We start from the raw sequence: 20309 nt of genomic DNA, 5'->3' as shown, positions 1-20309 counted from the left end.
CTTTTGCAACAGTTTGTTTAGTCTAGGGAAATGGTACATAGAACGCTGTTTTTGGGGCTGCCCGGGACGGGGAAAACCATGCTTGCCTCGCGCTTGTGCGATTTATTACCAGAAATGAGTGACGATGAAGCAATGGAAACGGCGTCCGTGGCGTCATTGACTCAACAAGAGATTAATGCACTCAATTGGAAGCAGCGCCCCTTTCGTGCCCCACATCATTCAAGCTCTATGGCTGCTTTAGTGGGCGGAGGATCGATTCCAAGACCGGGTGAAATTTCTTTGGCACACAATGGCTTACTCTTTCTTGATGAAATGCCAGAGTTCGAACGTAAAGTACTCGATTCGCTGCGTGAGCCATTGGAGTCCGGAGAGATCATCATTTCTCGCGCTCAGGGTAAAACTCGTTTTCCTGCTCGTTTCCAGCTGGTAGGGGCTCTCAACCCTAGCCCAACGGGCTACTACGAAGGTAATCAGTCGAGAGTCAATCCACAAACCATTTTACGTTATCTGAGTCGACTATCTGGTCCTTTATTGGACCGCTTTGACATGTCTTTAGAAATTCCCGCTCTACCTAAAGGAACGTTAGCCGAAGGCGGTGATAGGGGAGAGCCAACGGCTGTCGTCAAGCAGAGAGTGCTTAAGGCTCGGGCTTGTATGCTTAAACGTTCGAATAAGGTTAATGCGTTGCTAGGTAGCCGTGAGATTGAAAACTATTGTCCACTTCAAAAGGAAGACGCACAGTTTCTAGAAACTGCTTTGCATCGGCTTGGGCTATCGATACGGGCCTACCATAGAATTATAAAAGTCGCGCGCACTATTGCGGATTTAGATGGTCAGTCTCAGATTGCTCGGCATCATATTGCTGAAGCCTTAGGCTATCGGGCGATGGATCGCCTGCTTAAACAACTGGCTGCGCAAGCGGTGTAAAAAAGCCCGCATAAGCGGGCTATCTCTGTATTTAGAACTGGTAGCTCATCCCCACAGAGACTAGATACTGATCTTCATCGTAGAAGTCGATGTTGGCGTCCGTTTTGGAATAGCCAGCTAGTGATATCAAAGACCAGTTTTTCCAGCCCATAAAGTCTTGATACTCATAGGCCGCGAAGAGGCTAAGTTCATCTTCATCACGTGTTTGACTATAAATCGGGTTTTCCGCATCGTAAGAGCGATTGGTGTATCCAGCTGTTAAGGCTAACTGATGGCGATTCAGAATATGGAAGTAACTTAGCTCACCTCCTATTGAATCTAGAGAGTTAGCATCACCATCGGCATCCGTTGTGATGTAAGTAATCGATGGTTGTAAGAAAGAAGTCCGGGTAAGTGGTAGACGGTAGTCACCTTTTAAGTAAATCGATGTCGCATCGCGCTGAAGTGCATTTCGCTCAGCGGTGGTTAATGAAGTATCACTAACGCCAGACTGCTCATCTTCAATATCGCGAGTTGCGTACGCAGTATCGAGACTGAAGTTAGAGCCCATAATGTTTTTGAACTTAAGACGAAATGCGTTCCCTGTCTCGTCTGTTGTTTGACGTTCCTGACCAGTTAAAAATGGGTCAGACCAAGTTTCACCCGACATAATGGTTGGCAGGAAAGAGGCATCAATCACCATGCCAGAGGCGAGCTGCTGCTTATAACCCAGTTCTAACGCTAGGGTACCGACTGCAATATCTTCACGGGCCATACCAACGTAAAATTGTTTATCTAAATTTGTCCCAAAGGTATAGGCGAGATTACCCAATGGCAACACCAAAGAGCCACTGTCCGAAGATGCGGTTTGATTCACATCATTGATGGTTTTGTCGCCATCAGTATTAAAGTTTGAAGTAGTAGAGGCAAATCCAGCGCTGAGTGACACTCCACCACTCAATCCTGCGTGTTCTGATAGCTGGGCCATCGTTGGAAGAGCAACGAGGGACAGAGCTATTAGAGAGAGTTTGGATTTCATTGAGGGTCTCCTTGTTATGAACCTTTTGACATTTAATAAGTGGCTGTCGAACTAATCTGACCATCATTAGAGTGATTCCAATGTGGTTATGGCCTTGTATAATTACACGCTGTTTTATTATTCATAAATGAAACGTTATAAATTCTATCTGGGATCTCATTAAAAGCGTTATGTTTGCATACCTACTCCTTGTTTTGAATGTGGCTTTGGTCATCCTTAACTCAGCTTTCTGTTCACTCGTTATTTGTACCATTGCTTTGATTAAAGTCGTATTACCAACCGGTAAATGGCAAGCAAAAGGCACCGTAATGGCGAATCGAGTAATGTGGTTATGGGCGACCATCAACTCAGGCATTCTTTCTTTATCCAATCATGTTGAGTGGGATGTGGAAGGTGGTGAAAGCCTGAGAAAAGATGGTTGGTATTTACTGATCAGTAATCACTTAAGCTGGACTGATATCGTTGTATTGTGTTGCGTGTTTAAAGACCGCATTCCTATGCCGAAGTTTTTTCTTAAGCAACAATTACTGTACGTCCCATTTATAGGAATGGCTTGTTGGGCGCTGGATATGCCATTTATGCGCCGCTATTCCCGTGAGTACTTGATTCGCCATCCAGAAAAAAGGGGGCATGATTTAGCCACCACGCGTCGCTCTTGTGCCAAGTTCCAACATACACCGACGACGGTGGTGAACTATGTTGAAGGCACACGCTTTACCGAGCAGAAGCAAAAAAAAAGTAAGGCGGGTTATCAACATCTTCTGCAGCCTAAGAGTGGTGGTATTGCCTACACACTAGCGGCAATGGGTGAGCAGTTTGATAATATTATTGATGTCACTTTGGCATACCCAGAAAACACCGACAAACCTTTTCGCGATATGCTGATGGGGCGAATGACCAAGATTGTTGTGCGCACTAAGGTGTTATCTGTTGATGACAGTATACGTGGAGATTACTTTAATGATAAGCCGTATAAGCGCCAGTTTCAGCAGTGGTTGGGAAAGGTATGGCAGGAAAAAGATGAACTGTTAAAAGAGATTTATCAGGATAAGTAGCGCCTAACTATATAAAAGCAGGGAGCCTTGGCCCCCTGTGATAATCAAAGTATTACTTCTGAGTCAGTAAGTAGTTGACCAGTTCAAAGTATTCATCAATCGTTTCGATACTCTGTGCTTGCACTAGGTACTTGTTATTGACGACTACCGCTGGAACGCCGGAAAGACCACTGTCCTTAAACTGCTTATCGAAGCGACGCACCATAGAGTCGACCGCAAAGCCTTTGAATGCGCCGTCAAATTTCTTCGCTTCAATGCCTTCATCTAAGAAAATCTGGCGTAGCTCTTCGTCATTTTTAGGTGCTTTACGCATGTTGTGGATGCGGTTAAACATCACAGGTACCATTTTGTCTTCCACTTTCAGTGCCACCATGGTCGCGTAGGCTTTGCTCATCGACTCGCCCATGCTGCCACCCATGAAAGATACGTGGTTTTTCTGGAACTTAGCGCCTTCTGGTAGCTGAGCTTTCAGTTGCTGGATGATTGGTTCAAAGGTATTACAGTGCGGACAAAAGAAAGAGAAGAACTCGGTTACCGTTGGCTTTTTTGAAGCCTCAAGATCAAGAACTTGATAATGCTCACCTTCTTTGAATTGAGCGGCATGAGCAGAAAGGCTCAGCATAACAGTTGCGACAAGTGCAAACAGCTTTTTCATTATTGACTCCATGTTTGTCATTTTGGCTTCTTACCACTGTGGCATCAGTGAGAGTGGTGGCTCACTCAATGCCGAAATTTGTTCTTTGAAAGCTAATACTTGGCTTTCCCAGTATTTTGGGTCATCGAACCACGGGAAGGCGATAGGAAAAGCAGGATCCTGCCATCTTTTTGCCAACCATGCCATATAATGCACCATACGTAGACCGCGTAAAGGTTCAATTAGTTTCAATTCGTTAGTGTTAAAGTCATTAAATTCCTGATAGGCCTCTAAGATGATGTCCAACTGCATCAGTTTGTCTGCGCGTTCCCCGCTGAGTAGCATCCACAGATCTTGTATTGCTGGGCCATTGCGTGAGTCATCAAGGTCGACAAACATCGGGCCGTCACGCCAGAGAATGTTACCGGGATGGCAATCACCATGAAGACGGATAATACTGGCTGAGTCATCCCAGTGCCGTTGTAGTGAGTCAATCAATAAGTCCAGATCATTGAAAAAGGCGTTCTCAAGATGAAATGGAATGAACGATGACTGCTGCAGAATCTTACGTGGTTGATGCAGGTATTCTTCGAGGCTGATAGTAGGTCGGTGCTGAAAGGGAGTTCGAGCGCCGACCTTATGAATTCGACCAAGAAAGCGCCCTACACCTTCGAGCTGTTCTAGGTTGTCTACTTCAAACTGGCGCCCGCCGACACTGGCGAATAAAGCAAATAGGTAGCCCTGATAGCGATGCAGTGTGTGGTTATTAATCTTAATTGGCGGGGCAACAGGAATATCGGATTCAATCAGTTCCAGTGTAAAGTCGTGCTCTTCTTGGATTTGCTCTGAGCTCCAGCGCTCTGGACGGTAGAACTTCACCACATAGCGTTGGCGCTTTTCATCGGTAAACTGATAAACACGGTTTTCGTAACTGTTGAGTGGCAGGAAACCGGATTCAGCGCGAATGCCGATGCTTTCCAAGGCATACCACATAAAGTCAGGGGTGAGAGCATCAAAGTTAAAGGCTTGCTGGGTCATAAATAAAAAGGGCTCATTGCTGAGCTTTCCTTAGGTTGTTTAGTGTGGGTGATTGTAGTTCATTACTTTAAATACAATCACTTAGCATATGGCATTATATGGCTATTGGTCGCTCAGGGTCATAAGTGTGGTCATTTTGTGGATCTCTCAACTTGTTTAATGGGTTGAGTTTAACCGCATCAATTAAGTGGTCAGGAGCCAAATGCGCGTATGTCATTGTTTGATTAATACTAGCATGTCCGAGTATTTCCTTAAGCGTTAAAATATCTCCGCCATTCATTACAAAGTGACTTGCAAATGTGTGACGCAGTACATGCACCTTTTGCCCTTTAGGTAAATCAAAACCTAGCTTGGTAAATATCTTACCTAACCTTACCTGAGGGTCTTCACTAAACAGATTACCGCCGCTCTCAGGATAAATATCATCATATAGCTGCTTGCTAATTGGGACGGTTCTTGGTTTACCTGTTTTGGTGTTAGTAAATCGGATGCGATAAGGACTAAGGTTACTTGATTTTAGTGTGATCGTTTCTCTCCATCGTGAGCCAGTAGCTAAGCTAATTTCTACGATTTTTAACAGTTCCCAATCATTTTTAAGGTAGTCCAAAAGATCTTGGGTTTGCTTGAGGGTTAAGTAAGTCATTTCTGACTTTTCGGGCGCGGGTTGCTTTAGGTCTTTGAGTGGATGTGCACCAGTAAAGTCACCAGTCTCAATCAGCACTGAAAAGACATTGCTTAAACAAGAGGTTAGGCGTCTAACGGTGTTTGCCTTATGCCCTCTGGTCATGCGCTCCAATTGCCAGTTACTAATCAAGGCAGCATCAATATTGTTTACAGTGGGATCGCCTAACTCACGGCAGATTAGCTCTACCTTTTTGCGGTAGTTGGTAGCGGTTCGTTTAAGTTGACCGGACTTAATCCACCAAATATCTATAAGTTCAGAAAGGCGGCGTTTGTCTACAGGTAGCCCTAACCACTCTTTATTGTGGTGCGTCGAAAGTATGTGCTTTTCATAGGCCAAAGCCTCTGCTTTTTTGTCAAACTTACGTCTGAAGCGCTTGCCGTTTCTTCCTGATGGTCTTAAATCAACAAGCCACTTTTCACCGTCTTTCTTGATACTCATATGATTTTCTTCATAACAGGAGCTACAGCTTTACCAATGATTTTGAAGTTGCGCCCGTTCTTGTGATTAATGTTGAAAGCTGGGTATTTGAGGTTGTCAGAAATTACTTTATAAACGCCGTTCTCGATGTCCCAATGTAAGCGTTTAACGTATACCGCGTCGTCAATGCGAATTACATACACTCCATTTACAACAGGGTGCTGCTGCTCTCTTATGTCTACAAGTAGTCTGTCCCTATGGCTCAGCGTTGGCTCCATCGAGTCCCCATCAACAAAGATTACAGAGCTATAATCCGGCTTTAGACCATATTCATGTAATAACTCTATCGGTAGGCTAAATACGCCGATTTGATATTCTGATTGAATCAAGGTTCCTGCTCCAGCAGCTGCGTGTACATCATAAACAGGCAACTTGGCCCAACTTTCAAACTCTTCAAGCGGCTTTAAGCCATAAGCATTGCTAGGTGGTAGCGTCCAGTCTTGCGCTAACAATCGGGCTTTGTCATCTTCATTTGTGACGTATATCTCAATTAGCTTCTTTTGTATATCTGGGTGAAAGTTTGAAATATGGTATTCCATAGCTCGCCCTTTTCCCTCTGCTTTCCTCATTATCCAATTGTTTAATCTAGCTTTTTTGTTAATGGCATTTGTGTTCTTAGGTGTCCCATCTAGTTCTACGACTTCTCTACTTGAGTACCATTCTTTCATAATGAGTCCTTAAAGTTCCTTGACGGTCCGTTTAAATATTTGTTTAATGACTGTATTAACGGTCCTTAATGGTCCTTTTTATGGTTTAAAGGTTTAGGAGATAAGAACATGGTAGGTCATAACGGTGCTGAAATAAACAAAGACGGTGGTCATTACGGGTCTTTTGTCACAGTTGAGAAGTACGCAGAGCTAACAGGCTTTTCCATTGCGGCTGTGCGAATGCAAGTTAAACGCGGTCAATTACCCCTTTTGAAGCGTGAAACCTCAAGTGATGCGCGCCGAGTACTAATCAATATGCGAGCCATTGAGCAGTTAGCGGAAGAGCAAGCCGCTAAGTATCAAGACTGGAAAGCGGCGATGTAGGGGGGGCGATGATGAAGACATCAGAAGAGTTTCGCAATTTCACTGCGAGCATAAAAAGCGCGATGACAGCATTCTCTATCGTGGGTGTGCAGGTTGACATCTCAATCCTTGAATCAGAGTTAGGTCGTAAGCGTGCTGGCGATGTCATTCGGTTGATTGGCAGCAACCTACGGTCAGCAAAGTACGGCGCTTTTGTTAATAACTCGATGGAACTTACATACAAGATGCAGTCAGGAAAATTGAGACTTGCAATACGACAACAGCGTCAACGCAATCTTGATAAAAAGACTGGCGTGGTACGCATTTATCACCCTGAGTGTGCCTTTGATTAGGGGGAATTATGCCAACCGAACAAGGACTTAAAACCCTAAATGACATCAAGGCAAAGTGGTTTCCTAATGGATACCGCTCACACTCAAAGGGCGGAAAAGATTACCGCTTTAGCCGCAAAGGTCAGGCTGAGTTTAAGAAAGCCGCACGACTTCAAGCCATTAAACACAAGGAGTTTTTAGCGTGAACCATCTTTACGAACCGCAAGCTGAGCGAGAGATTACTAATATCCTTAGCCCACAGGATGTGGGCTATGTGACCGCCTTGGCGCAAGACGTCACCACAACTGAGAAAAATATAGCCGCTATCGAGAGCGGTTTTTTTAGTACTCAAAAAACGGATTGGTTAGAAAGTGAGTTAAATAAAGTTCGTGCGGCGGAGCAAGTTCACTTTCACAACACTAAAGAATCTGCGGAAATTTGGCAGTTGGTTCAGGATGGGAAGCTGACTTTAATTACTCCTGAATATTTCACCAACCCTAGGCGCGGAGCGCACGGCGGAGCCGTGGAGACACTAGGCTTGTCAAAGGGCGGCAAAGTCCGACATGGAAACCGCAAGCACATAGAGCGCTTTATTACCCGCTCACGCCGCCTCAAACCACGCACCAAGACAAAAAGCTTTTACGTTGATCCGCAAGGCTATGAAGTTGAACAAAGCACCATACCGACCGGATGGGTGCGTGATGCTGAGCGCAAGCGCTTGGATTACCTGCCAAGTAAGGGCATGAGCCGTGCTTACCTGCTCAAACGCGAGTGGTCAAAGCAAGTCAAATTGCAAGTGACTTACCACCCAAGCCCAAGTGATGCGCCCGAGGCTAAGACGGGCGAGCGTTACACTCATCAACTCAATCAGAATGCTGTTAAGAAGATATTTGAATCAGGCGCTTACGTGGCAGCATGTCGAGGTGGTTTCACCACTTTTTTGACCCTCACGTTTGATGACTTTCAGCGCGCTAAGCTGTTTGCTACTGATTCCAATGTCCACTTAACCTCGGAGGGCTGCGAGTTCTCACCACTGTCTGTCGATATGGCCGCGTATTCCCCGCTGCAAATCACGATTGGCAACGAGGTGTCGCGTTTTCTGGATGCGGCAAAGCGTATGTATCACCGTGGCTTTAGCTACAAGCAAAGCCTCCTGTCTGGTCAGACAAATCTTGCCTTTGATGGTGATGAGATCAAGGTTGCGGGGCACTACAAAGCTGCGCCGCTTATGGGGCGTAAAAGCAACGTTGAGCTAGTGGGCCCTGCTCGTGCTAAAGCAGATTTTCATTACATCTGGGTCGCTGAATGTCCGACCAATGGGCACGGACAACCCAATCCTCATGTGCATATTCTGTTGAACTGGCAAGTAGAGCCTGAACATTTTCAAGCGTGGGCGAAACGCATAGAGCGCCTATGGGGTCACGGCTTAGCGCATCTTGAACGCATCAAATACAAAGAGGCGGCAGCGGGTTATCTGATTAAGGCGGTGGGCTACGCGGCGAAAGGCGGCAATGCCGACCAAGGCATGATTAAAGGCAATCGCTACAACATAGCTCGATGTAGCCGCGCACCTCAATGGGAAGCGCTCGCCAGTTTCGATGTGCACAACATGACTGGAATCATCAAAGAGTGCGGTTATCGCTTGGAGCAGTGGAAAGCCCCAATCAAGCGCGCTATTGCTCGCAAGCAAGCCAAAAAAGCCGAGGCAAAGAAAGCTGTCGATATCAACAAAAAGACCCGACAAGTCAGCGCGGTGGTCAAGTTAAACAAACTCATTAATCAGCTTGATAGCGAAATCCAAGCGGAAAAAGAGCGATTAAACAGTCGTGGTGTTTTCGCCAGTTCAGATAATCAATTCTCTATCAGTTTTGAGGGTGACGACTTCGAGCAAAAAGCCAATGACTTTTTAGAGTGGGCAGCGGGTGCGCGCGGTTGGAGCATGAATACTGATGATCTATATCTGGATGATATTCGCCTTGAAGCCAAAGAACGCTATCAACGTGCCTTCAATGCTTGGCAACTCAAGCAAGCCAACTGGAAGAGCCAGCTAGAGCAAGAGCTACCCCCTGTGATGCCAGAAGATGTATACCACGAATTACGCAACAAGAGCCTAAGTGACCTAGAGCACTATCAAATTCATTAAAACGAGAAAGAACTATGGAAGAAAAAACACTACAAGCCGAAACCACAAGACTGTTAAACGAAATGGATTCGGAATCGCAAGCCTATAAACCGCCGATGGGGTTTGGCTTTATCAAGCCATGGCTGACCAAAACCATTTGGCTATTTAAAGCCTTTAATACAAGGCTCAGCGCCTTAGAGCAGGAGGGACACTAATGGAAAACGAAATCTTAGGCTATGTGGTTTGCCATACCTGCAAAACACCCAAAGCCATTAAGCAGGGAAAAGGCAAGCGCAAAGCCTTTGTCCATGGCCGCTGTCAATGTGGGCCGGATACCCGAACGGGTGCAGCCATGCAAGCGGAAATGAACGCTTATAAATCACTGGAAGAAGTGGAAGCAGAAATCGAGGCGTTAGCCGCGCCAAAACCGGAGGTGGCTCCGGTAGTGAATCAAAGGGAATCGAATCCCAATCAGGAAAGTCAATCCGAAACCCAATCAAAGCCAATCAGCACTGCTCAATGTGTCGGTACGGGGGCAATGATTGGGCTCGTGTTTGGTGGTGTGTTTAAAGTCTTAAAAGCGGTGGCATAAATGGAAAATCAAATGGAAATCGAACAACTGGAAAGCATCGAAGAGGTGCATAGCGAAGTGGAAGAAAATGCGTTGTTGGCAGAGCTGGACGGGGAAGATTTTGACCCGAGCACCGTCACGGCCAAAGTGGACGCCGAGGCCGCTAAACTGGCAGCGGGTGAAGCGTCCGCCATGATGGCTTTAGGCGTGACCGAGCAGTTATTAAAACAGTTCGCGCACCAAGATTTTGCTTTTGATGAAGAGCAAGCAAAAGGGGTAGCAAGTGCTGCGGCTCCCTTGTTTGTGAAATATGGCGGAGAGCTTCCGCCATGGCTGGCCGCTTACAAGGAAGAGTTTGCGTTTGTGGTCGCGGCGGGTGCATTGAGTTTTACTTCGTTTAGCCAAATCAAAGCCCTTAAAGCCATGGATGAAGAGAAGGAAATTAACCCAGAAGAAGAGCAAGCGGAGGAAGCCCAATAAATGCAGCCGATTAATGCCAATAATGCCCTTAAGAACGGGCATGTGTTTGCGGTTGGAATGAGTGGCAGTGGTAAAACCTCTGCCGCCAAAAAGCTTTTTATCAAGGCGACTGACCAAGTCGCCATTTTTGACCCTGTTGGCGATTACACGGGCAAGCTGGCAGGGCGAGTGGTGCGAAGCTATTCCAACCTAAAAGAGTTCGCATCGGCCTTGATGGCCGGACGCAAGACTAAGCAGGGTTTTAAGATTGCCTACCAACCGACACATGAAACCACACCCAAAGACTTCGATCTCTTTTGCAAAGTCGTATGGAGTCAGGGCAATGGCAAACACGCTAAGGCTTTGAAAATCATTTGTGAAGAAGTGGCCGAGCACAGCGAGAACGCAGGCAAGGCAACGGGTTATCATGGAAAAATATTGCGTTTAGGGCGTAAGTTTAACTTGCACACCATCAATCTATTCCAGCGCGGTCAGGAAGTCTCAAAGACCATCATCGATAACTGCCAGCGAGCGTGTGTGATGATGCAAAAGACCAAAGCCAGCGCTACCTATCTGGAGAAGATGACCGGAATCGATGCCGGTCACATCAATGAGTTAGAAGCATTAGATTATCTACTTCAAGATGGAAAATCGTATACGAAAGGACGCTTGAAATGGTAGGTTTATTCACCAATTTTCTTAATGCTGAAATGTAATAGGTGTTGTGAATGAAAGAAATGCTTTCTAAGTTATTGGTTCCCATTTTAACTGGAGTCATGGGGCTGTCTGGTGTGTTGATAGGGGCGCATATCTCTGCCGACAAAGCTGAAGAACTTTGGCAGCAGCAAGAAAGAGAAGCCAAGCTCAAATTGATTTTTATGAAAAGAGTGGAGCTAATAGAGCGAGTTTCCGAAGTGGTAAATCATGCTCCTAAATATACTCATTACCAAAGTTATGTTGAGGTACAGAAAGACCTATTCTTTGAGTACGAAAAGTGCAAAAAAGAGAAGCAGGGTGACTGTGTTAAGCCAGACTCAGCGAAAGACATAACCGAAATGGCATTAAAGCGTGCAGACTTGAATGCAGAATTTGCATCAACCGTTCAATTGGTCGCACTTTACTTTCAGTGTGATGCCAAAACTATCGCCCAAGAGTTTCAGTATATGACTGAGTGGTGGTCACCTAACAAGGAGCCCAAGTTTAGAGCTCTTATCGCTGCTATGTTGGAAGAAGTATCATCTGAGAGCTTCTCTAGTTGTTCAAGCACCACACCTTGATGCTCAAAGTTCACATTTTTTGTGACCCAAAGCCCATTTATTCCCAACACATTCACAATCGGCGTTAGGTATCGATTGGGAATCCAGTGCTTTAGTAATGACCGCCTAATGTTGGGCGGTTTTTTATTAAAGGTTATACATGGCAGGTTTTACACCAAAGAAACTACTGGTTATTGCTGGCGTTGCGGCTCTGGTTGCAGCGGGTGTGGTTTGGGCATCAAACAACGTTGATGCTGTTGAAGACCAAATCGGTTAAGGGAGGCGATTCAATGACAGCGCCAACCAAACTGAACTCATTCAATGGTACGGGTTACGGTGAGAAAGCCTCACTGACGATTCCAGTCGGCCCGACTTACGAAGAAATCTTTATTGAAACGAACCTGAACGCTTCGCAGCTTCAGCGCGTTTCTATTTCCCTCAATGCGGATGAAATCATTGTCCTTGATGGCGACATGATGAAAAAGCTTGAAGCCTACAAAGGTCTGACTCAGACCGAAGGCTTTTTCACGATTCCGCTTTCTGACATCACAGCCAAAACCAAAAACGGGGTGCGTTACACGGGCCTTGTGACCGAGCTTGGCGACAACATCACCCTAGAAGTGGAAATCGCAGATAACTCAAACGCGAACCCGCCAGCCATCAAGCTGCAAGCATGGGCAACCGTGTCCGCGCGTCAGGATGTGCGTGTGGTGGTGCCGAAAATCAAAAAGCAAACCATGCAAGCGACCTCCACGGAAAACGAGTTCTTAGAGCTGGTGTCTGGTCCGCTTCAATTGGTTCGCCGCATGCATTTTATGAGCGACCAAGTTCACTCACTTCAGATTTACCGCGACTTCGTGAAAGTCTTTGATGCATCCAAGGGCTTGGAAGAGATGCGCGCCAAGCGTAACCGCCGTTTCTGGCAAACGGGCTGCTTCCACTTCGACCCCATCATGCGCGGTTTCTACATTGATGAGTTGTTCCCGACTATGCACAGCTCAGAGCTGAAATTCACGGTTAAGACCAACAAGCCTGTGGGCTCGATTCCTATCATCGTCGAATCGGTGGAAGTGGTGCGCCCTGACTTGGTTTCTAATTAGGGGGTGACGATTGTCGTTTTTAGATGATTTATCCGATTTTGGCTCTGGCCTGCTGGATGACGTTGGGGAGGGGTTTGGCAACTTAGTCACAACCGCGACTACAAGCGACACATCCAAGAATGCGGGGACTGTGCAGCAGCCGCAAGCGCCTGTAAAGGACAACCATGGTAATGCCGTTACTCGCCCACAAGGCGGGGGAATGGATAACAAGACCATGTTTATGGTGGGTGGTGGCGTGTTGTGTGTGCTCGCGCTACTGGGTATCGGCATTGCGGCTAGCCGCCGTTAAGGAGACATCATGCCAGTCATGTTAGTGCCCATCATCGCGGGTGGTCTGGGCTTCGGAGCGGGATTTTGGTCCGGCTCTAGCGCAGGCAAGTTCGTCAAACTGGCAGTGATTGGGGGCGGCTGCTACGCCGCTTACCACTTCACTAAGGGGGTAAAATGATCCCATCCATCGGCGGCCTGCGTAATTCGGGCTCAATGCCAATCAACGCCAGTGGTGGCATGGCGGGACCGTCTAACGCTATAGCGCGCAACTCCATTGGCGGTATTCGTAATGGTTCCATCAACTTTGGCGGCGGTCCGTCGTCATGGTTGCCTTGGGTAGTCTTGGGAACGGGGGCTGTGCTATGGCTCATCAAGCAGTAACCATCACGTACTTAGGTACGACTCGTAAAGACTTGGCGTATCACTTAAGCGAGCTTAAACCCGCTTTCAATGGTTCAGACAGTGCCAAAGCGGAATGGCTCGGCATGGTGGCAGGGGTGAAGTCTGGTCAGGCGTCGATGTACCTCATCAAGTCAAAGGGGGTATTACTTCGCTTTGTAGGGCGTGTCACTGGTGACGCTTACCACATCAACGCCATGGTGGGGAAAGGTCTGAGCCAAGCCGCGCCTTTGATTATCGAGCGCTGTGTGGCGATGGGGTATCAGTCGATTACCTATCACACCTACCGCAAAGGTATGGGGCGCATTTTATCGGGCTTTGGCTTTGAGCTGGACAAGCAAATCAGTCAGACCGAGCAGCGCTACCAGTTAGACCTTGGAGGTGCGCATGGGTAAGGGCGGCAGCAGTAATAGCACCAATACGACCACCACCACCAACGTCAGCGGCACCAATGCGGTGAGCGGTGACAACCTTGGTGTGTTGTTAAGTGGTGTGAATGGCTCCACGGTCAATATCAAAGCCACCGACCACGGTGCAGTCAAAGCGGCCGCAACAGTCGCAACCAAAGCACTCGATAGCAATGTCGCCGCCATCAAAGAGGCGAACGACCTTAGCCGAGAGGCGGTGAAGACGAATGAAAGCGTCACCAAAGCCGCCATGGCATCGAATGAGAACGCGATAGAAAAAGCGCTCATCTTTGGCCGTGACTCGATGGCCGCAAACAGCGAAGTCAATCTTCGCTCACTGGACACCATGCGAAAGAGCAGTGAAGAGGCTATTTCGGCGGTGAAATCCATGGCGGAGCAATCCGGCACCAGCGCCCGAGCAGCCATTGCGATGGCTGAAGAAACCGCATCACGCAGTCAGACAGGCAGCGCGAGCGATATGCGAAAAGTCACCATTGCGGTGGCGATTGTTTTGGGGCTGGCGGTCACCGTCATCGCACTAAAGGAGAGCTGATGAGCAACCTAACGTTACAACCTAAAGAAATACGCCAACACTCGGTAGGCAATGACCGTTTCCTGATTGTGCGCTCGGCTACCCGCTATATCTGGGTGGTGAGTGACAGTGGTGAGCGTATTCGTGTGGAAGGGGGTGATAGGCTCGACATTAGCCCGTTTAAGCAAATCAGTGTGGAGAACCCTCATCACCTTGCTGTCACGGTGGAATATCAATTTACCCGCCGCGACCTCAAACCTTCGGGTTCTGGGACTGTCGCAACCGAAACCAAAGCGCCGCAAGAATTTGCCACCGCGCCGCACATCACGATAGCGCGGGGTGAAAAGGCGCTGCTGGTTCCGGCGAATGGTCTGCGGGTGGAAGTGCTCATCCAGAACATTAGCCAGGTCGAAGGCGAGGCCATGATAGGCGATGTAAATGTCGCCCCTGATGTGGGTTTGCCTGTGATGGGGAATCGCCGCAATCCGGCGGGGCTGACCATCAACGGCAGCGGGGATTTGTGGGCCTACAACAACAGCGAAACCCCTGTGACGCTCGCGGTGATGGAGGTACGTCAATGAGTGGTTTCTTTCCTCGCCGCGCTGAAAGCTCAAAGGATGCGCTGGCTGAAATACTGGAAAACTTAGCACCCGCACAAGCGGAGTCGATGAGTTTGATTCAACACCTGATGAACAATCAGGTTCAAATGGGTTCGATGGTCGTTGCTCTGGCGCGCCATCAAGCCACAGAATTGGTGAATAACAATGACGAATGATTTTTCACAAGTCGGGGAGCTGGTCACTGAGACCCGAAAGCTTCTCGACAGTTTAACGGGCGACCTTGCCAATCGTTTTGTGCGTGCCGAAACCAAAACCATTTTGGTGGGCGGTGTTTGGGAGAAGTTCTATCCGGTGTTCATCCCTGCACCCAGTGCGGCGCGCCTGAACCACTTACAGATTTTTCGCCCTGAGCCAGACAAGGACAAAAACGGCATTAAGCATGAAAACGGTTCAACGGGCAGGGACACGGTAGGGAGCGCCACGCTGGCGCTGAAATACGTCACGTGTCATGTGAAGGTTCATCCTTATACCGAAGTGGTGTGCAACATGTTCACGCCCCTCTATAACCCGTTTGTGGCTCGGATTCAGAACTGCGATTTGATGTGCGGCATGGTGGTTTGGCTTCGCGGGGGCAATGTCACTTACGAATACACGCAAGACTCGATGATGGTGGACATCCCACCTGTCAATGAAATCAAAGTCTTTCACCGCCTTCCTGACCAAGGGGTGAGTGTCGATGCAGGGGTGTATCTGGAAGGGTTTCGAGCGGGTGGGGAGGATTTCTATCCGACCAAGGAGACACACGAAACGGCTATGCCAAAACCTGATGGGAACGACACTGAATGGGAGAAATTCCGTTAATAGGGAAGGCTTGCCATGGTGTCGAAAACCGTTATTGCATCAATCATCGTTTTAGGGGGAATAGGCTATATGACCTACCGAGCATCACTACCGCGCGGCGTTCGTAACAACAACCCGCTGAACATCCGTGAATCGGATGGTGACCGCACCGAATGGAAAGGGGAAAGCGCCCTTGATATCGACAAGTCATTTGAAGAGTTTACGCACCCTGTTTATGGCTTCCGCGCTGCGGCGCGCATCCTTCGAAGCTATGAGCGCCAAGGGTATAAGACACTCACACAAATGATTCACCGCTTTGCCCCGCCAAGCGAGAACGATACGGACCTGTACGTCAAACACGTCACCCAGTGGTCAGGCATTGGGGCCAATCAACTTGTGGATGTGAACAACCAAGAACAAATGGCCAAGCTGCTGCATGCGATGAGCCGCAAGGAAGTCGGTAACTACTACGGCATCAACATGGCGCGGGAAGGGGTTGCCATGGCATGAGCAAAGCAGACGTTAAGAAAATTGCCATCACAGTCATAGGCGGCGTAATGGCCGCCTATGCCATTCAAACTTTGAAAAGGAATAACTTGCTATGAAAGCACTACTGAAAAACACATTGAATATCGACCTAGACCAACCGTCCACGAAAAAGGGGATCGCCTTGCTGGGTGCGGGTGTCGCTCTGGCTGCTGGTCACCCTGAACTGATCACCGCAAGCGTTACCGCTGAAGGGGTGCAATACGGCGGTATCATTGGTACGGCCATTCCGGTGGCTATGGGGGTGTGGGAAACTTTCCGTAATGAGTTCATCTAGATATGGTAGAGCTGCTGCAATACCTCAACTCGATGGGACTTTCACCGTCGATGTTACTTATTGTCGCTATATTCTGGCGCCACAATGAGCGCATCATACGACTGGAAACGAAAGTTTTTTAAAGAAGAAGCCCGCTTTGATTGCGGGCTTTTAAATCTAAACCTTTAAATTTTTTCAGCCAATATATATACGTCGCTATCAAAGCCAAAGGAGCGGTGGTTCTCTTTTGTATGGCTGTACTCATAACCCGCTGATTCTAAGAGTCCGATCTCGAAATTTTTGAAAAAAAAGCCAACTAATGCCATCAAGCAAAGTGCAACAACACTTATGATAACTATCGTTCTTTGACAGTATATTTCCCATAGCTCAAGCGGGGCTCTCATTCGTTTCCGATTAAGTAATAAAAAGGGGATCGTATACGCAAACAAGAATAGTGTTACTACGATAACCATTCCATCGCTATAACTGACTGTCACTTTGGGCACTTGGCCACGTATGCTTAACGCGAGGTCCATAATTACGAAGTCATATACAGCGTATGCAAAAAAGCAAGTAACAAAAAAACCAAGTGTCATAGATATGTATCTATACTTCTGTGGCAACTTTCAACTCCTCAGTAATCTTGTCTTGAACTTCGAATTGAGCAAATAAAAAATCAACAGTTACCGCTATGCCTATAGCAATTGCTACACCTATGATGATTGGTACACTGGAAGGAACAAACAAAAGGGTTAGTACACTAGTGATTCCAATTTTGAGCAAGTCTGTCCCCATTGAACCATACCAATCGACCATATGATATTCATCATTGTTAATAAGTTGCTCTGTAGCCAATGCTGCGCTGATTATAATTGTTAACACCCCAGCTTTAATAGCACCGCGAATTTTCGTGTTTTTAGCGAACCCCAATTGTTGGATTTTCGGATTATCCATTGGATAAGGATGATTTTTCTTGATATTGATGCCATTGACAGTTGCATAGTGCATTTTACTATCATTCCATACACTTGATATAACGATGGCAGCTTTACCATTTTTGGTTGTGGTTTCTTTGGCGACTATTCCTAGACCTCCCAATGCTTTAGCAAGGAAAACGGCATTGATTATGGCTGTTCCTTTATCTAGATAGCCTTTTATCTTATTGATGTTCTGTAACACATCAGCACCAAAAGTTTTTCCATCTTCTGTCATGGCTGTCCAGTTATTCACTGTATAAACCATTGCATCCCAAAGAGTCATAACCTGAACTTGAATATGATTACGTTCAAGTGTTTCTTTTAGTTTGTCAGTGAGATCTTTTTCTCCTTCAGGAGCCAAAGGGTTATATGGGGGCCAAGCCATACTCGATTGCGTTTCTGCAAAAGCCGTTTGTTGGGTTGACGGTGGCATAGGTACAGTCGGCACAGTATTAGGTAGCTCAGAAGCACGGTTTATTCTATTTGCTTCCAGAGCTTGAGTCGCCGGTGACTTTACTGGGTTACGCTGCATTTTTTTGTCAACACCTTGTTGGGCTTCATATTGAGAGGCGGCCTCATCATAGCTCATTGAGGTACTGTGACTTTTCCAATAGGCTGACGTTGGGGGTGGGAATGGATATTCGGGCTTATGCATTTTTTATCTCTTTGTATCAGGTGCTAAAGCTATTAGCTTCAACAGCACAGGCGTCAAGTTAGACCAAAATATTTAGAGAATATATCGATATTGTGTCCATTAAATATAAGGACCTTTTCTACAAATGGACTTACGGCCACTAGTATTAAAAACAAAAAACCCAACAAATACATTGGATATCTAGTAACTGCTTTGAGCCAGCTAAGTTGCTCGGTCATTACACCGGACAATATGACTTTAGATTTATAGTCTTTCTTTGCCATTTTTCTTAGGCGAGTAACTTCTTTGGGGAAGAGAGACTGGCCTTGCCACCATATGAAAATAACAACAAATAGAGACAAAGTAGCGCTAATGCAAGGGATAGGTGTGCCTAAGGAAGCGAGTCCAAGAGTGAAGGCTAGCACTCCTATAGCATTGTTTAAAAAACTTTCCCAAAGCTTAAATTGACTTCGTATCTTCTTTAAATAGTCATCTTTCAAGCCGCTTTCGTCCATCCTCTCTAATGAATCTTCATTGAGGTCATTTTGTGGTCGCTCTTCGTTTTTAATCATTTTAAATCAATTACTTAGCTTTGATAAAAAGGCTCATTGCTGAGCCCTTTTCCATATTTTAGGTAGAGTGCCGTTAGAGCTTTTTAATAAAGCGGCTTTCTACTTCAATTGTAAAGTCTTCGCTATCGGACAGTATAAACTGAATTGTCGCAACAGGAGAGCTGAGATTGTCTGGATTGACGCCTAAGCTCATTGGTAGGTTGTATACTTCACCTGGTGATACATGAACGGTTTGCTTACCGTACCAAGAGACATCGGTAAGCCCTTTGACACCTAAGTTATATTCTTGGGTCTGCTGAGTTTTATTGATGATTTTCAGTGTGTAGGTGTTTTCGATTTCACCTGAACCATTTACACGAAACAGCTGGTTGCGATCACGCAGTACGCTTAGGCCTGCTGGGTCGACGGCAGCAATTTGCGCAAAGAAAAGACCTATCATGACTAGCAGCACGGCGCCATAACCAAGGAGCTTTGGTCGCATGACTTTGGTGTGTTTTCCTGATAAACGATGTTCAGTAGTGTAACTGATCAGGCCTTTTTCATAACCCATGCGCTCCATAGTATTGTCACAGGCATCAATACAGGCACCACAGTTGATGCACTCATATTGCAGACCATCACGAATATCGATACCGGTCGGACACACCTGAACACACAAGTTGCAGTCGATACAGTCGCCTAAACCAAGGGCTTTTGGATCGGCTTTGCGTGGACGAGGTCCACGTGATTCTCCTCGTTTTGTGTCGTAGCCGACGATAAAGGTATCTTTGTCAAACATGGCAGACTGGAAACGCGCATACGGGCACATGTGCACACACATAATCGAGCGCATCCAACCGGCATTGGCATAGGTACAACCAGCGAAGAAGAGTACCCAGAACACGGGCCAGAAATCTGCGTTCCAAGTGAAGAATCCGAGGACGAGATCTTTGATCGGTACAAAGTAGCCAGTAAAAGTAAAGCCCGTAGCTAGCGCAATGGCCCACCATGCTAGGTGCTTTAACCCTTTGCGCATAGCGAGGTTTGAGGTGAGTTTACCTGAGTCCTGTTTGCGGCGTTTATTGGCGCTACCTTCCAGCTTCTCTTCAAACCAGATATACATGAAGGTCCAGACGGTTTGCGGACAGAGATAACCACACCAAACGCGGCCTAAAAATGTGGTGAGAAAGAACAGTCCGAACGCGGAGATCATAAATAGCAGTGCTAGCAAGGTCAGATCTTGCGGGTAAAGGGTGGTACCAAAGAAATTAAACTGCTGATTCGCTAGGTCGAGCAGGATCGCTTGGCGTTCCCCGTAAGGAATCCATGGCACCATCGCAAAGAGGACTAGTAGGAACCAACCTCCATAACGACGTAATTGCTGAAATGTTCCCTTACTCTCGCGTACGTAGATGCGGTTGCTTGGGTTAAACCTATCCCCTGTGTTTTTGTGTGTCTTAGGGTTAAAGGTTTTAGGAGTCACGTCTTTTATTTCAATTTTGTCCTGACTCATTACGCTTCCTTCTTGGGCTAAAGGCGAGATTTCTGAGTGATCTCGCTCTGTCGACTGTGCTCTTTAATATTTTAGTCTTTTCTTATGGACGGCGATTATATACGCAATCTCTTTTTTATTTCTTTAAGGCTATCAACCTT

29 protein-coding genes and 1 pseudogene are annotated in these 20309 nt (G+C 46.8%); 22 read left to right on the top strand and 8 right to left on the bottom strand.

The window, feature by feature from the left end; genetic code table 11:
- Window positions 1-45 precede the first annotated feature (45 nt).
- A pseudogene (locus tag L1D23_RS19560) lies at window positions 46-927 on the top strand (YifB family Mg chelatase-like AAA ATPase); the annotation flags it as partial.
- Window positions 928-958: 31 nt separating this feature from the next.
- On the opposite strand, the gene L1D23_RS19555 reads toward L1D23_RS19560, so the two are convergent.
- Window positions 959-1945 (bottom strand): DUF2860 domain-containing protein, encoded by a 987-nt coding sequence (locus tag L1D23_RS19555; RefSeq protein ID WP_239870826.1) that lies wholly within the window; start codon window positions 1943-1945, stop codon window positions 959-961.
- Window positions 1946-2115: 170 nt separating this feature from the next.
- Here L1D23_RS19555 and L1D23_RS19550 point away from each other — a divergent pair, with 170 nt between their 5' ends.
- Window positions 2116-3000, top strand: a complete 885-nt coding sequence (locus tag L1D23_RS19550; RefSeq protein ID WP_239870823.1) for an acyltransferase — start codon at window positions 2116-2118, stop codon at window positions 2998-3000.
- 52 nt (window positions 3001-3052) lie between these two features.
- Here L1D23_RS19550 and L1D23_RS19545 read toward each other — a convergent pair whose 3' ends face one another.
- The 4 genes from L1D23_RS19545 to L1D23_RS19530 all read right to left on the bottom strand — a co-directional run bounded on the left by L1D23_RS19545 (window position 3053) and on the right by L1D23_RS19530 (window position 6502).
- The gene (locus tag L1D23_RS19545) at window positions 3053-3655 is read right to left on the bottom strand and encodes a thiol:disulfide interchange protein DsbA/DsbL (RefSeq protein ID WP_239838830.1); all 603 of its coding nucleotides are present in this window, start codon (window positions 3653-3655) and stop codon (window positions 3053-3055) included.
- Window positions 3656-3685: 30 nt separating this feature from the next.
- Entirely contained in the window at window positions 3686-4672 is a 987-nt protein-coding gene (locus tag L1D23_RS19540; protein WP_239870820.1) for a serine/threonine protein kinase, read from the bottom strand.
- 94 nt (window positions 4673-4766) lie between these two features.
- Window positions 4767-5795 (bottom strand): tyrosine-type recombinase/integrase, encoded by a 1029-nt coding sequence (locus L1D23_RS19535; protein WP_045973949.1) that lies wholly within the window; start codon window positions 5793-5795, stop codon window positions 4767-4769.
- Entirely contained in the window at window positions 5792-6502 is a 711-nt protein-coding gene (locus tag L1D23_RS19530) for a S24 family peptidase (RefSeq protein ID WP_239870817.1), read from the bottom strand. Before L1D23_RS19530 ends, L1D23_RS19535 begins: the two co-directional genes overlap by 4 nt.
- A gap of 108 nt (window positions 6503-6610) precedes the next feature.
- On the opposite strand from L1D23_RS19530, the gene L1D23_RS19525 reads away from it, so the two are divergent.
- The 20 genes from L1D23_RS19525 (at window position 6611) to L1D23_RS19430 (ending at window position 16515) form a co-directional block, all read left to right on the top strand.
- Entirely contained in the window at window positions 6611-6865 is a 255-nt protein-coding gene (locus L1D23_RS19525; RefSeq protein ID WP_239870815.1) for a hypothetical protein, read from the top strand.
- Between the two features lie 8 nt (window positions 6866-6873).
- Window positions 6874-7197, top strand: a complete 324-nt coding sequence (locus tag L1D23_RS19520) for a hypothetical protein (RefSeq protein ID WP_239870812.1) — start codon at window positions 6874-6876, stop codon at window positions 7195-7197.
- A gap of 8 nt (window positions 7198-7205) precedes the next feature.
- Entirely contained in the window at window positions 7206-7382 is a 177-nt protein-coding gene (locus L1D23_RS19515) for a hypothetical protein (RefSeq protein ID WP_167336323.1), read from the top strand.
- Window positions 7379-9319 carry a hypothetical protein gene (locus L1D23_RS19510; protein WP_239870809.1) on the top strand — a complete coding sequence of 647 codons (1941 nt, stop codon included), beginning with the start codon at window positions 7379-7381 and terminating at the stop codon, window positions 9317-9319. Before L1D23_RS19515 ends, L1D23_RS19510 begins: the two co-directional genes overlap by 4 nt.
- A 14-nt stretch (window positions 9320-9333) precedes the next feature.
- Window positions 9334-9513 (top strand): hypothetical protein, encoded by a 180-nt coding sequence (locus L1D23_RS19505; protein WP_045973944.1) that lies wholly within the window; start codon window positions 9334-9336, stop codon window positions 9511-9513.
- A complete protein-coding gene (locus L1D23_RS19500; RefSeq protein ID WP_045973943.1) occupies window positions 9513-9890 on the top strand; it encodes a hypothetical protein in 378 nt (125 codons plus the stop codon). The genes L1D23_RS19505 and L1D23_RS19500 overlap by 1 nt, the downstream gene beginning before the upstream one ends.
- A 12-nt stretch (window positions 9891-9902) precedes the next feature.
- The gene (locus L1D23_RS19495) at window positions 9903-10349 is read left to right on the top strand and encodes a hypothetical protein (protein WP_239870806.1); all 447 of its coding nucleotides are present in this window, start codon (window positions 9903-9905) and stop codon (window positions 10347-10349) included.
- Window positions 10350-11009, top strand: a complete 660-nt coding sequence (locus tag L1D23_RS19490; protein ID WP_239870804.1) for an ATP-binding protein — start codon at window positions 10350-10352, stop codon at window positions 11007-11009.
- Between the two features lie 47 nt (window positions 11010-11056).
- Window positions 11057-11605: a hypothetical protein gene (locus L1D23_RS19485; protein WP_239870801.1), complete on the top strand. Its 549-nt coding sequence runs from the start codon at window positions 11057-11059 to the stop codon at window positions 11603-11605.
- A gap of 269 nt (window positions 11606-11874) precedes the next feature.
- Window positions 11875-12684: a major capsid protein P2 gene (locus L1D23_RS19480; RefSeq protein WP_239870798.1), complete on the top strand. Its 810-nt coding sequence runs from the start codon at window positions 11875-11877 to the stop codon at window positions 12682-12684.
- A gap of 10 nt (window positions 12685-12694) precedes the next feature.
- Window positions 12695-12973 carry a hypothetical protein gene (locus L1D23_RS19475; RefSeq protein ID WP_239870794.1) on the top strand — a complete coding sequence of 93 codons (279 nt, stop codon included), beginning with the start codon at window positions 12695-12697 and terminating at the stop codon, window positions 12971-12973.
- A 9-nt stretch (window positions 12974-12982) separates the two neighbouring features.
- On the top strand, window positions 12983-13132 hold the full coding sequence (locus tag L1D23_RS19470; protein ID WP_239870791.1) for a hypothetical protein: 150 nt from the start codon (window positions 12983-12985) through the stop codon (window positions 13130-13132).
- On the top strand, window positions 13129-13335 hold the full coding sequence (locus L1D23_RS19465) for a hypothetical protein (protein WP_239870788.1): 207 nt from the start codon (window positions 13129-13131) through the stop codon (window positions 13333-13335). The genes L1D23_RS19470 and L1D23_RS19465 overlap by 4 nt, the downstream gene beginning before the upstream one ends.
- Complete coding sequence (locus tag L1D23_RS19460; RefSeq protein WP_239870785.1) at window positions 13317-13748, top strand: hypothetical protein; 432 nt, start codon at window positions 13317-13319, stop codon at window positions 13746-13748. Before L1D23_RS19465 ends, L1D23_RS19460 begins: the two co-directional genes overlap by 19 nt.
- Complete coding sequence (locus L1D23_RS19455) at window positions 13741-14313, top strand: hypothetical protein (RefSeq protein WP_239870782.1); 573 nt, start codon at window positions 13741-13743, stop codon at window positions 14311-14313. The genes L1D23_RS19460 and L1D23_RS19455 overlap by 8 nt, the downstream gene beginning before the upstream one ends.
- On the top strand, window positions 14313-14873 hold the full coding sequence (locus L1D23_RS19450) for a hypothetical protein (protein ID WP_239870779.1): 561 nt from the start codon (window positions 14313-14315) through the stop codon (window positions 14871-14873). The genes L1D23_RS19455 and L1D23_RS19450 overlap by 1 nt, the downstream gene beginning before the upstream one ends.
- Window positions 14870-15067, top strand: coding sequence for a hypothetical protein (locus L1D23_RS19445; RefSeq protein WP_019274013.1), 198 nt, complete (start codon window positions 14870-14872; stop codon window positions 15065-15067). Before L1D23_RS19450 ends, L1D23_RS19445 begins: the two co-directional genes overlap by 4 nt.
- Window positions 15057-15713: a hypothetical protein gene (locus L1D23_RS19440; RefSeq protein ID WP_239870777.1), complete on the top strand. Its 657-nt coding sequence runs from the start codon at window positions 15057-15059 to the stop codon at window positions 15711-15713. Before L1D23_RS19445 ends, L1D23_RS19440 begins: the two co-directional genes overlap by 11 nt.
- Before the next feature lie 69 nt (window positions 15714-15782).
- Window positions 15783-16202 (top strand): virion protein, encoded by a 420-nt coding sequence (locus L1D23_RS19435; protein WP_345779111.1) that lies wholly within the window; start codon window positions 15783-15785, stop codon window positions 16200-16202.
- Window positions 16203-16293: 91 nt separating this feature from the next.
- Entirely contained in the window at window positions 16294-16515 is a 222-nt protein-coding gene (locus L1D23_RS19430; protein ID WP_239870772.1) for a hypothetical protein, read from the top strand.
- Between the two features lie 585 nt (window positions 16516-17100).
- Here the strand turns inward: L1D23_RS19430 and L1D23_RS19425 are convergent.
- From L1D23_RS19425 to ccoG, 3 genes are all read right to left on the bottom strand, one after another.
- Complete coding sequence (locus tag L1D23_RS19425) at window positions 17101-18126, bottom strand: hypothetical protein (protein WP_239870769.1); 1026 nt, start codon at window positions 18124-18126, stop codon at window positions 17101-17103.
- A 53-nt stretch (window positions 18127-18179) separates the two neighbouring features.
- A complete protein-coding gene (locus L1D23_RS19420) occupies window positions 18180-18677 on the bottom strand; it encodes a hypothetical protein (RefSeq protein ID WP_239870766.1) in 498 nt (165 codons plus the stop codon).
- A 73-nt stretch (window positions 18678-18750) separates the two neighbouring features.
- Complete coding sequence (ccoG, locus tag L1D23_RS19415) at window positions 18751-20169, bottom strand: cytochrome c oxidase accessory protein CcoG (protein ID WP_239870763.1); 1419 nt, start codon at window positions 20167-20169, stop codon at window positions 18751-18753.
- Window positions 20170-20309 lie beyond the last annotated feature (140 nt).

The organism is Vibrio sp. Isolate24, assembly GCF_022398215.1.
GTDB classification, from domain to species: domain Bacteria; phylum Pseudomonadota; class Gammaproteobacteria; order Enterobacterales; family Vibrionaceae; genus Vibrio; species Vibrio coralliilyticus_A.
Note: the sequence above shows the minus strand (reverse complement) of the source record. Positions and strands in the feature narration are given on the sequence as shown.

Coding starts and splice junctions, on each gene's coding strand:
- L1D23_RS19545 (WP_239838830.1), bottom strand. CDS start 3,655: ATGAAAAAGCTGTTTGCACTTGTCGCAACTGTTATGCTGAGCCTTTCT.
- L1D23_RS19490 (WP_239870804.1), top strand. CDS start 10,350: ATGCAGCCGATTAATGCCAATAATGCCCTTAAGAACGGGCATGTGTTT.
- L1D23_RS19455 (WP_239870782.1), top strand. CDS start 13,741: ATGGGTAAGGGCGGCAGCAGTAATAGCACCAATACGACCACCACCACC.
- L1D23_RS19550 (WP_239870823.1), top strand. CDS start 2,116: ATGTTTGCATACCTACTCCTTGTTTTGAATGTGGCTTTGGTCATCCTT.
- L1D23_RS19535 (WP_045973949.1), bottom strand. CDS start 5,795: ATGAGTATCAAGAAAGACGGTGAAAAGTGGCTTGTTGATTTAAGACCA.
- L1D23_RS19530 (WP_239870817.1), bottom strand. CDS start 6,502: ATGAAAGAATGGTACTCAAGTAGAGAAGTCGTAGAACTAGATGGGACA.
- L1D23_RS19485 (WP_239870801.1), top strand. CDS start 11,057: ATGAAAGAAATGCTTTCTAAGTTATTGGTTCCCATTTTAACTGGAGTC.
- L1D23_RS19445 (WP_019274013.1), top strand. CDS start 14,870: ATGAGTGGTTTCTTTCCTCGCCGCGCTGAAAGCTCAAAGGATGCGCTG.
- L1D23_RS19420 (WP_239870766.1), bottom strand. CDS start 18,677: ATGATTAAAAACGAAGAGCGACCACAAAATGACCTCAATGAAGATTCA.
- L1D23_RS19520 (WP_239870812.1), top strand. CDS start 6,874: ATGATGAAGACATCAGAAGAGTTTCGCAATTTCACTGCGAGCATAAAA.
- L1D23_RS19480 (WP_239870798.1), top strand. CDS start 11,875: ATGACAGCGCCAACCAAACTGAACTCATTCAATGGTACGGGTTACGGT.
- L1D23_RS19425 (WP_239870769.1), bottom strand. CDS start 18,126: ATGCATAAGCCCGAATATCCATTCCCACCCCCAACGTCAGCCTATTGG.
- L1D23_RS19500 (WP_045973943.1), top strand. CDS start 9,513: ATGGAAAACGAAATCTTAGGCTATGTGGTTTGCCATACCTGCAAAACA.
- L1D23_RS19555 (WP_239870826.1), bottom strand. CDS start 1,945: ATGAAATCCAAACTCTCTCTAATAGCTCTGTCCCTCGTTGCTCTTCCA.
- ccoG (WP_239870763.1), bottom strand. CDS start 20,169: ATGAGTCAGGACAAAATTGAAATAAAAGACGTGACTCCTAAAACCTTT.
- L1D23_RS19440 (WP_239870777.1), top strand. CDS start 15,057: ATGACGAATGATTTTTCACAAGTCGGGGAGCTGGTCACTGAGACCCGA.
- L1D23_RS19435 (WP_345779111.1), top strand. CDS start 15,783: ATGACCTACCGAGCATCACTACCGCGCGGCGTTCGTAACAACAACCCG.
- L1D23_RS19460 (WP_239870785.1), top strand. CDS start 13,317: ATGGCTCATCAAGCAGTAACCATCACGTACTTAGGTACGACTCGTAAA.
- L1D23_RS19470 (WP_239870791.1), top strand. CDS start 12,983: ATGCCAGTCATGTTAGTGCCCATCATCGCGGGTGGTCTGGGCTTCGGA.
- L1D23_RS19540 (WP_239870820.1), bottom strand. CDS start 4,672: ATGACCCAGCAAGCCTTTAACTTTGATGCTCTCACCCCTGACTTTATG.
- L1D23_RS19495 (WP_239870806.1), top strand. CDS start 9,903: ATGGAAATCGAACAACTGGAAAGCATCGAAGAGGTGCATAGCGAAGTG.
- L1D23_RS19430 (WP_239870772.1), top strand. CDS start 16,294: ATGAAAGCACTACTGAAAAACACATTGAATATCGACCTAGACCAACCG.
- L1D23_RS19505 (WP_045973944.1), top strand. CDS start 9,334: ATGGAAGAAAAAACACTACAAGCCGAAACCACAAGACTGTTAAACGAA.
- L1D23_RS19465 (WP_239870788.1), top strand. CDS start 13,129: ATGATCCCATCCATCGGCGGCCTGCGTAATTCGGGCTCAATGCCAATC.
- L1D23_RS19450 (WP_239870779.1), top strand. CDS start 14,313: ATGAGCAACCTAACGTTACAACCTAAAGAAATACGCCAACACTCGGTA.
- L1D23_RS19525 (WP_239870815.1), top strand. CDS start 6,611: ATGGTAGGTCATAACGGTGCTGAAATAAACAAAGACGGTGGTCATTAC.
- L1D23_RS19515 (WP_167336323.1), top strand. CDS start 7,206: ATGCCAACCGAACAAGGACTTAAAACCCTAAATGACATCAAGGCAAAG.